We start from the raw sequence: 10,120 nt of genomic DNA on the forward strand, positions 1-10,120 counted from the left end.
GTTTGTGGAGAAGTCATTGGTTAAAGAGAAAAAATGGCAAGAGATTGGGGAGATGGTAAGGGAAGTTGTGAGATTGGTTAAATAATTTTGCTTAATGCTCTTCCAATTAAAAACGTATGATTAATTAAGATCATACGTTTTCCTTCTTTAGATTTTAATATCACCTAAATAATCCATTTATTGCAAAATGTGATGAAAATAATCGATTTATTGCAACCATAATCAAGATTTGCGAAAATCAGGCATAAATAATCGATTTTAGTAAGAGGTTGATATGAATTTAAAAAAGCAGAATGTTGTTCAAGATCCTATTGGTGGATTATGGTTGGCTAAAATAACTGAAACTGAAACATTTCAGCCTTTACCGGTAATAAGCGGTATTGCCGGAAGACGTTCCACTTTAAGAGAAATTGAAACTGGCTTTAGAACGGAATTTTATCAAGAAAGTAGTCGACCCGCTGATACTATTATTGCTCATCTACAATTTTATCTACGTAATGAAATCCCACATCTTGAGTTTCTACAGCGTCTATTTAAGAAAATAGGCTCAGTACATATACAAAGCTGGATTAACCAAGAACCAACCGGGCAATATGCTAGGCGAGCTGCTTTTTTATATGAATGGCTTACCGGTGATATGCTTTCTGTACCTCATAATCTAGGAGGCAACTATATAGATGTACTAAATAGCGAAAAGGTGGTTACCGCATCTAAACATCACATAGAAAAAGATGAACGTTGGCGAGTTAATAATAATCTAGCCGGTACTCCTGACTTCTGCCCAATTTTGCTTAAAACAGAAAATTTTACTCAAGCAGCTGATCTAGATATTACCGGATTACTAAACAACCTTGTAGATGAATTTGGAGAGGAACTCATTCTACGGTCTTCCGTGTGGCTAACGCTAAGAGAAAGCAAATCCAGTTTTAAAATTGAAGGAGAAAGTAAACAGATATCACGTATTCAGAGATTCGCTGATGTTATTGCCCGTTATACAGGAAAAGGGGAATTACCTATTAACCCGGAGCAATTATCCATACTTCAACAGTCTATTCTGGGTGATAAAACGATTTTAAGTACATATGGAATAAGGCAATCCCCTGTTTTTGTAGGGCAAACAGTCCACTTTGATGAAGTGGTACATTATATAGCTCCACCCTATCAAACCTTGATAGCTAAATTAAAAGGCTTGCAGCAATTTTGGCAGAAAACAGAGGGACAATCTTCTATTATGAGAAGTGCTGCTATTGCCTTCAGCTTTGTTTATATCCATCCTCTTGCAGATGGAAACGGAAGGGTTCATCGTTTCTTATTTAATGATATTTTAAGACGAGATGGGGTTCTACCTGATTCTATAATTTTACCTATCTCAGGCGTAATTGCCGAATCAGAAACTGAAAGACAAGCCTATTTTTCCTTGTTAGATGAAATATCTAAACTATTAATGCAAAACATTAGAGGGGATTATTCTTTTTCTAAAGAAAAAGTTAACTATGCTGATGGCATTATCTCTAATCTTATCTTTACAAAAACAGAAAATGCTGAGCCTCTATGGCGTTTTCCTAATTTAACTAAACATGTTGAATATCTATCTCGGTTGATAAAACACGTTATTACTCACGATATGCACCAGGAATCCTCTTATCTACTTCATCACCAGAATGCAAGAGAAGCAATAAAAGACATTATCGAAATGCCAAATGAGTATGCTGATCGAATTATTCGCAGTGTTTTACAAAATCAAGGACAACGCTCAAATAAACTTATCAAGGAATTTGAGTTTTTAGCTGATGATGATTTATGGGAAAAGTTAAAAGTGGTGGTAATAGATAGCTTTAAAAATTAGAAAATATTACATATTTTCTATATATCCTTAATTTATATAGATAATTAATGTTCATCTATAAATTAAGAACAGCATTTTTCAAAATATCTAGTAAAAGAAGTTTAACTTAACTTCTTTAATTTAGATAATACTGTCCATAAGCGATTTTCTTGCAGTCTGTAAATGCTTTCTTAATGCAGCAATAGCAGCTAAGTCGTCTTTAATCACAATTTTTACAATTAACGCTAAATGTTCTTCTACTGCGAGAATATTTCTTGTATGTAAATTCTTATTATCCCATTGATAATGAAAGTGAAAAATAACAGAAATTAGTTCTATAAAGTCATTTATAAATGGATTATCTGCAGCAGATAAAATAAGTGTATGTAATTTTCTATCTAACTCTGAAAAATCTCTATATTTTTCAACTATATTATCTCTAAGTTCCCGATGTTCTTGTAACAATACTTTCATTTCTAACCAGCGAATATCATTCGCAGGCAAATTCATAAAACAATTTAATGCATGACACTCCAGCATTTCTCTTAATTCAAATAACTTATCTGCATAATGAGGAGTAAATTCAATCAATTTCCATCTTCCTCTACCAATATTCTTTATTAAGTTAAAACGTGAAAATTGAATTAAATATTCTTTTACTGTAAGAACATCAACATTAGAATCACCAGCTAATTTTAGTTCACTAAACTCATCTCCAGGTTTTATTATTTTTTGTTTAATTACTGTCTGAAAAAACGCCTCAAACTTCTGTAGTTGATCTTTATGATATTTTTTGATTTTAATACTCGATATTTTTTCAGACTCTTCTGGTAATCTAGCTATTATTAAATCATTATTACTTTTTATTAAAATATCTAAGCTAAGTAAATGATCCGTAGCATGCCTAACCGTAGTTCTACTTACATTATAAAGGGTTGCTAATGCAGACTGCGATGGCAGCCTATCTTTAAATTCTCCCTCAATTATAGAACTCATCATCTGATTTATAACATCTTCTCTTATATCAAATCCCTTACTCATCTCGAACCCTAATAAAAAACACATAAAAAACACAAAACCATAGTGTTAATCACAATATCAAAAAACTTTTTTGTTTTAAATGGTTTTTTAAAAAATAATGCTTGCTAGTAGTTATATATCATTTATATGTAGAGGAGAGTGTAATGAGAACTTTAGTTTGCAAAGAGCCTTTTAAATTAGCTTATGAAGAAAGAGAAAAGCCTAGAGCTAAAAGTGATGAAGCTATCATAAAAATCTCAGCTGTAGGTATTTGTGGTACAGACATTCATGCTTATGCTGGAAATCAACCTTTCTTTTCCTATCCAAGGGTACTTGGACACGAAGCAAGTGGTGTAATTATTGAGTTAGGTGAAAATGTTTCTAGTTTCAAAGTAGGACAACGAGTTGCCTTAATACCTTATGTCTCTTGTGATGAATGTGATGCGTGTAAAAGTGGAAAAACAAATTGTTGTGAAAAAATCTCTGTAATTGGTGTTCACGAAGATGGTGCATTCAGTGAGTATTTAGCTGTCCCGGCTAAAAATATTTTACCGATTGATGATAGTGTTGATTTTACGACAGCAGCATTAATTGAGCCTTTTGCTATTAGTGCACACGCGATAAGACGAGCACAACTGAATAAAGGAGATGATGTACTCGTTGTTGGTGCTGGTCCGATAGGATTAGCTGCTGCTGCAATTGCATTTGCAGATGGTGCAAATGTTGTTATTGCAGATACAAGTGCAGAACGCAGATTACATATCCAAAAACAACTTCGAGGAATAAAAACCCTCGACCCTATTAATGAGAAACTAGAAGATTTTTTTGGAGGAAGACTCCCGTTAGTTGTTATTGATGCTACAGGCAATCCAAAAGCGATGAACAATGCAGTAAATTCAATTCGTCACGGAGGAAAAATTGTATTCGTAGGATTATTCAAAGGTAATTTAGAAATTCCTGATCCCGATTTTCATAAAAAAGAAACTACTATGATGGGCAGCCGTAATGCAACATTTGAGGATTTTGCCAAAGTACAGAGATTGATGTCCGAAGGTAAAATCTCTGCCAATATGATGCTAACACATTTATTTGATTATGATGAGCTAGCTGATATCTATGAAGAAAAAATCACTAAAAATAAAGAATTAATCAAAAGTGTTATTTTATTTAAGAACAGATAAAAAACACTTAAATATGACGGATAACTAATTTTTAAACAATTTTTATGCAACTTTTTAATTAATTAGTTACATTAATATTCAATCTATACTACCTATTATTTCTGATGGAGAAACACTATGAAACTACTTTCTAAATCAATTAAGACAATTCTTTCAGTTGGCTTGTTAGGAGCGTCTATCAATGCTTTAGCTGGTACTGAAATTATGATTGCTTATGGAAATCAACCTGGTGAACCAATTGATAAAGCAATGCATTTCTGGGCTGATAAGGTTAAAGAAAAATCAAATGGAGATATCACATTTAAACTATTTCCATCTAGCCAACTTGGTAGTGAAACAGAAGTGATGGAACAAGCTAAATTTGGAGCAAATATTATTACCATTAGTGATTATGGTGCATTAATGGATCTTGTTCCGGATCTTGGTGTAATTAATGCTCCTTATATCAGTCAATCTTTCGAGAAAAAATCAAAGTTGTTAAATTCCGATTGGTTTAAAGAACTAAGCAATAAATTAGACCAGCATCAAATTCATATTATTGTTCCTGATGTAGTATATGGAACTCGCCACCTATTAACTAAAAAACAAGTTACTAAGCCTGAAGATTTAAAAGGAGTAAAAGTGCGTGTGCAACACTCCCGTTTATTCCTTGAAACCATTAAAGCAATGGGCGGCGTTCCAACACCAATGTCATTATCTGATGTTTATCCGGGGTTATCGGAAGGTATTATTGATGGATTAGAAAATCCAGCCGTTGTTTTATTTGGTGGAAAATTCTTTGAAGTAGCAAAAAACCTAAGTCTAACAGCTCATACTAAACATATGTCTCCTTTTGTTGCAGGAACATCTTTTTGGAATACTCTAACGCCTGAGCAACAAAATATCATCATTGAAGCTAGCCGCGAAATGGTTGTTTATGGTGCAAATTTAATTAATGAAGCAGAACAAGAAGCTCTTCAAAAATTAAAAGATGCCGGAGTTACGATTAATGAAGTAGATTTACCTGCATTTGAACAATCTGTAAGTGGCGTTATTTCTACAGGCTTCCCTGAATGGTCTCCAAATCTATATAAGAATGTTCAAGAAAAATTATCTCAATTTTAACTAACTCTATACAAGGTGGTTAAAGATTTAACCACCTTGTAATAAGGATAGGTTTATATGAATACTATAAAAGAACCAAAGAAATTTTGGCTAAGTGATATAGATGAAATTTTAGCTTCTTTATTTTTAGCCTTAATAGTCATATTTTCAGGCTATGGCGTGATAACACGCTATTTCTTAAACTCTCCAAGTGCTTGGGTAGAAGAAGTCTGTGTTGTATTTTTCATCTGGTTCACATTCTTAGCTTCTAGTGCATTATGTAAAAATAATGAGCTAATTAGGATTGATTATTTATTAACAAAAATTCCAACTAAAGTTGCAAACTTTATCGATGGAATTATCCAACCATTAATTATGATTTTTTGCTTAGCATTTATGATTTACTTAGGATTTAAATTACTCCCTATGTCAAAAATGCGATTCACCCCTGGGTTACAAATATCATACATCTATATTTATTCAATTATTCCAATAAGTGCATTGTTTATGCTCTTCTATGAAATAAGAAAGATCATATATCACATTAAAATCAATAGAGGTTAATTATGGACGTTATTATTCCTATTTTTATTCTATTGCTCCTCTTTGTTATCGGTACACCAGTAGCATTCTGTATATTCTGCTCTACACTCACTTATTTTCTGATGAATTCTAATCTACCAATGATTATGTTGGTACAGCGTTTAGCTGGAGGATTGGAATCTGTAACATTATTAGCGATTCCATTTTTTATAATGGCTGGTGTATTTATGAATCATACTGGCATAAGTGAGCGGCTACTAAAATTCTGTGAGGTACTAACTGGACATATGAATGGCGGATTAGCCCAAGTGAATGTCGCACTCAGTACCTTAATGGGAGGGTTATCAGGTTCAAATATTGCAGATGCTGCAATGAATTCTAAGCTCCTTGTTCCTCAAATGGTAGCTCGTGGATATAGTGCATCATTTTCTGCGGCCGTAACAGCCGCAGGTTCATTAATAACGCCCATTATTCCACCTGGAATTGCGATGATTATTTATGGTTATGTAAATAATGTATCTATTGGGCGTTTATTCTTAGCTGGTGTAGTTCCAGGTACATTGCTCTGTATTTTAATGATGATTTTAGTCTCTATCATTTCTAAGAAAAGAGGATATCTTCCTATTCGTGAAAAAAGAGCAAGTTGTAAAGAAGTTATTATTTCAGCAAAAGATGCTGTATTAGCTCTTTTATTACCAGTTATCATCATTGGTGGTATCCGTATGGGAGTTTTTACACCGACAGAAGCTGGAGCAGTAGCAGTTATTTATGCTGTAATTCTAGGTGTGTTTATTTATAGAAATATGGATGCCAAAAAATTATGGTTAGCAACGAGAGAATCAGCATTAGGTGCAGCAAACGTATTACTAATTATCTGTGTTGCAGTTGCATTCTCAAAATTCTTAACGTGGGAACAAGTTCCACAATCACTGGCTAAGTGGATGACAACAATCGTGGATAGTCCAATTGCGTTCTTAATGCTAGTAAATGTAGCATTATTAATTCTAGGAATGTTCCTTGAAGGTAATGCAATTATGATTGTATTAGCCCCTCTTTTAGCTCCAATTGCACATTCTTACGGCATTGACCCAATCCACTTTGGTATCGTATTCATCTTTAATGGTGCAATAGGAACAATTACCCCACCGTTAGGAACAGTAATGTTTACCACCTGCTCCATTACTGAAGTTCCAATCGAAAAATTTATTAAAGATGTTATTCCATTCTGGGGATTACTAATTTTTGAATTAATTCTTCTCACCTACATTCCATCCATCACAACTTGGTTACCAAACTTAGTTTACGGTGTAGCACAGTAATAAAAAATAGAGGTTATAAATGAAACAACTAAATAGAATCAATTTTCCTGGTCGTCAGCATCCGACCAAAATCATTCAATTCGGTGAGGGTAATTTTTTACGTGCATTTATTGATTGGCAGATTGATATTCTAAACGAAAAAACCGATTTAAATGCCGGTGTAACAGTTATCCGTCCAATCAATACCGATTTTCCTCCTTTGCTTAATACTCAGGATGGACTTTACACCACAATTATCAGAGGATTAGATGAAAACGGCAATAAAGTGAAAGAAAGCCGTATTATTCGTTCGGTGAATAACGAACTTAATATCTATCAGAGCTATGATGAATACTTACAATTAGCCCATAATTTAGACATCAAGTTTATTTTCTCTAATACTACTGAAGCAGGAATTAGTTATAACGAGCAAGATCAATTTGATAATACGCCTCCTTCAACTTATCCAGCAAAATTAACTCGTTTGTTATATGAGCGTTTTACTGTAGTTAATGGCGATGACACTAAGGGTTTTGTGATTATTCCTTGTGAATTAATCGACTATAACGGTGAGCAACTTAAAGCATTAGTGTTGAAATATGCCGAACAATGGCAGCTTTCTGTTGAATTTGTACAATGGATTGAAACTGCCAATACATTCTGTTCAACTCTAGTTGATCGCATTGTTACAGGCTACCCTCGTAACGAAGTTGCTGAATTGGAAGCAGAATTAGGTTACAAAGATACTTTCTTAGATACCGCAGAGCATTTCTACTTGTTTGTGATTCAAGGTCCGAAATCATTGGAAAAATTATTACGCTTAGATCAAGTCGATTTAAACGTGTTAATTGTTGATGATATTAAACCTTACAAAGAACGTAAAGTTGCTATTTTAAACGGAGCTCATACCGCTCTTGTTCCGGTGGCTTATTTGGCAGGCGTGGATACTGTGGGGGAAGCGATGAATGATACAGAGCTATGCCAATTTGTGCAGCATACGATGGATAAAGAAATTATCCCTGTACTTTCTTTACCACAAGAGGAATTACAACAATTTGCCGATGCGGTCATCAAACGTTTCCAAAATCCATTTATTCAACATCAGCTGCTATCTATTTCATTAAATAGTATGACGAAATACCGTACCCGCAATTTACCCCAATTGCTTGCGTATGTTGAAAAACTCGGAAAATTACCACCACACTTAACTTTTGCATTAGCAGCTTTAATTGCATTTTATCGTGGTGAGCGTGGTGGACAAGCTATCCCACTACAAGATGATGAATACTGGTTATTGAATTTCAAAGAGTGGTGGCAAAAAGTTGCAAATGGCGAACTTACGTTAGAACAATTAGTGCGTAATGTGTTAAGCCAGCAAGAACATTGGGAGCAAGATTTAACTGCTGTGCCGGGCTTGGTGAATACCGTTACTCAACAATTATCATTTATTTTGCAAAAAGGAATGCGTAAAGCGTTACAAGAGTATTGTGCAGATTAACGGGGGAGTAATAATGAAGCAATTTATAAAAATTCAGCCGCAAGATAATGTGGCAGTCGCATTGCAAGATCTTACAGCAGAAACGGTAGTTGAAGTTGAAGGACAGCCTATCGAACTCAAAGCCGATATTAACCGAGGGCATAAATTTGCCCTCAGCACCATTGAACAAGGCAAAGATATTATCAAATATGGCTATTCAATTGGTCACGCTTTACAGAAAATCGGTATTGGCGAGCATATTCATACTCACAATGTAAAAACCAATTTAAGTGATATTAATGAATATGAATATAAACCTGAATTATCCAGTATCTCAGTACAACAACCAGATCGTGATATACAAATTTATCGCCGTAAAAATGGAGATATCGGTATTCGTAATGAACTTTGGATTGTTCCAACAGTTGGTTGTGTCGTGGGTATTGCCAATCAAATTAAAAAACTCTTTATGCAGCAAAACGATTTAAGTGATATTGACGGTATATTCACTTTTAATCACAGCTACGGCTGCTCTCAATTAGGCGATGATCACGAAAACACTAAAATTATGCTGCAAAATATGGTGAAGCATCCAAATGCAGGAGCAGTTTTAGTGATCGGATTAGGTTGTGAAAATAACCAAGTTGATGTTTTTAAAGAAACTTTGGGAGAATATGACCCAAGTCGTGTGAAATTTATGATTTCGCAACATCACAATGATGAAGTCGAAACAGGGCTTGAGCTGGTACAACAACTTTATGAGGAAATGCGTCAAGATAAACGGGAACCAGGTAAACTAAGTGAAGTTAAATTTGGCTTGGAATGTGGTGGTTCTGACGGTTTTTCGGGCATTACAGCCAACCCGATGCTTGGTAATTTTTCGGACTATCTGATTACTCACGGCGGCACAACAGTTTTAACTGAAGTACCTGAAATGTTTGGGGCTGAACGTATTTTAATGAGTCATTGCCGAAATCAAGAAACCTTCCAAAAAACAGTGGATATGGTAAATGATTTTAAAACCTATTTTATCAAACATAATCAACCGATTTATGAAAATCCATCTCCGGGCAATAAAGCAGGCGGTATTACCACATTGGAAGATAAATCTCTCGGTTGCACGCAAAAAGCAGGGCATAGCCAAGTGGTTGATGTCCTAAAATATGGGGAGCGTTTAAAAACCAAAGGGCTTAATTTATTAAGTGCACCGGGCAATGATGCTGTTGCAACCAGTGCTTTAGCAGGTGCCGGTTGCCATATGGTGCTATTTACTACCGGTAGAGGCACGCCTTACGGTGGTTTTGTACCAACGATGAAAATTGCAACGAACAGTGAATTGGCACAACGCAAAAAAAATTGGATTGATTTTGATGCAGGCAGACTTGTTCACAATATGACAATGGAAGAATTGCTAGATGATTTTATCGATCTTGTTATAGAAACAGTGAATGGCAAACAAACTAAAAATGAAATTAATGAATTTAGGGATTTAGCTATTTTCAAAAGCGGTGTAACACTTTAATGAACAGGAAGTATTGTTAATGCTATACAAGCGGTCTTTTTTAGCAATTTTTTGCAACATCATTTAATAAAAGTGAGGGCTAAATGAACAAACTCGCAATCATCGGTGAATGTATGATCGAACTCAACGGCGAGCCGTTTGGGCAAATGTACCAAACTTACGGCGGTGATT

At 34.6% G+C, this 10,120-nt stretch carries 8 protein-coding genes; 7 read left to right on the forward strand and 1 reads right to left on the reverse strand.

Annotated features, from left to right (window positions below; all coding sequences use genetic code 11):
• Window positions 1-274: 274 nt before the first annotated feature.
• The gene (locus tag V6W77_RS10070; protein WP_334254557.1) at window positions 275-1,846 is read left to right on the forward strand and encodes a Fic family protein; all 1,572 of its coding nucleotides are present in this window, start codon (window positions 275-277) and stop codon (window positions 1,844-1,846) included.
• Between the two features lie 120 nt (window positions 1,847-1,966).
• On the opposite strand, the gene V6W77_RS10075 is transcribed toward V6W77_RS10070, so the two are convergent.
• A complete protein-coding gene (locus V6W77_RS10075) occupies window positions 1,967-2,866 on the reverse strand; it encodes a GntR family transcriptional regulator (RefSeq protein ID WP_334254558.1) in 900 nt (299 codons plus the stop codon).
• 143 nt (window positions 2,867-3,009) lie between these two features.
• Between V6W77_RS10075 and V6W77_RS10080 the strand changes: the two genes are divergently transcribed.
• The 6 genes from V6W77_RS10080 to V6W77_RS10105 all read left to right on the forward strand — a co-directional run bounded on the left by V6W77_RS10080 (window position 3,010) and on the right by V6W77_RS10105 (window position 9,949).
• Window positions 3,010-4,026, forward strand: coding sequence for a zinc-binding alcohol dehydrogenase family protein (locus V6W77_RS10080; protein WP_334254559.1), 1,017 nt, complete (start codon window positions 3,010-3,012; stop codon window positions 4,024-4,026).
• A 117-nt stretch (window positions 4,027-4,143) separates the two neighbouring features.
• Window positions 4,144-5,130 carry a C4-dicarboxylate TRAP transporter substrate-binding protein gene (locus V6W77_RS10085; RefSeq protein ID WP_334254560.1) on the forward strand — a complete coding sequence of 329 codons (987 nt, stop codon included), beginning with the start codon at window positions 4,144-4,146 and terminating at the stop codon, window positions 5,128-5,130.
• Between the two features lie 57 nt (window positions 5,131-5,187).
• A complete protein-coding gene (locus tag V6W77_RS10090) occupies window positions 5,188-5,673 on the forward strand; it encodes a TRAP transporter small permease (RefSeq protein ID WP_334254561.1) in 486 nt (161 codons plus the stop codon).
• Between the two features lie 2 nt (window positions 5,674-5,675).
• Window positions 5,676-6,971 (forward strand): TRAP transporter large permease, encoded by a 1,296-nt coding sequence (locus V6W77_RS10095; RefSeq protein ID WP_334254562.1) that lies wholly within the window; start codon window positions 5,676-5,678, stop codon window positions 6,969-6,971.
• A 19-nt stretch (window positions 6,972-6,990) separates the two neighbouring features.
• Window positions 6,991-8,448, forward strand: coding sequence for a tagaturonate reductase (locus V6W77_RS10100; protein ID WP_334254563.1), 1,458 nt, complete (start codon window positions 6,991-6,993; stop codon window positions 8,446-8,448).
• Between the two features lie 13 nt (window positions 8,449-8,461).
• Window positions 8,462-9,949: a UxaA family hydrolase gene (locus V6W77_RS10105; RefSeq protein WP_334254564.1), complete on the forward strand. Its 1,488-nt coding sequence runs from the start codon at window positions 8,462-8,464 to the stop codon at window positions 9,947-9,949.
• The last annotated feature ends 171 nt before the right edge of the window (window positions 9,950-10,120 follow it).

It is taken from the genome of Mannheimia indoligenes, assembly GCF_036880405.1.
Taxonomy (GTDB): domain Bacteria; phylum Pseudomonadota; class Gammaproteobacteria; order Enterobacterales; family Pasteurellaceae; genus Mannheimia; species Mannheimia indoligenes.

Excerpts from the sequence above, each read along its gene's own strand:
- V6W77_RS10070 (WP_334254557.1), top strand. The coding sequence starts at position 275 with ATGAATTTAAAAAAGCAGAATGTTGTTCAAGATCCTATTGGTGGATTA.
- V6W77_RS10075 (WP_334254558.1), bottom strand. The coding sequence starts at position 2,866 with ATGAGTAAGGGATTTGATATAAGAGAAGATGTTATAAATCAGATGATG.
- V6W77_RS10080 (WP_334254559.1), top strand. The coding sequence starts at position 3,010 with ATGAGAACTTTAGTTTGCAAAGAGCCTTTTAAATTAGCTTATGAAGAA.
- V6W77_RS10085 (WP_334254560.1), top strand. The coding sequence starts at position 4,144 with ATGAAACTACTTTCTAAATCAATTAAGACAATTCTTTCAGTTGGCTTG.
- V6W77_RS10090 (WP_334254561.1), top strand. The coding sequence starts at position 5,188 with ATGAATACTATAAAAGAACCAAAGAAATTTTGGCTAAGTGATATAGAT.
- V6W77_RS10095 (WP_334254562.1), top strand. The coding sequence starts at position 5,676 with ATGGACGTTATTATTCCTATTTTTATTCTATTGCTCCTCTTTGTTATC.
- V6W77_RS10100 (WP_334254563.1), top strand. The coding sequence starts at position 6,991 with ATGAAACAACTAAATAGAATCAATTTTCCTGGTCGTCAGCATCCGACC.
- V6W77_RS10105 (WP_334254564.1), top strand. The coding sequence starts at position 8,462 with ATGAAGCAATTTATAAAAATTCAGCCGCAAGATAATGTGGCAGTCGCA.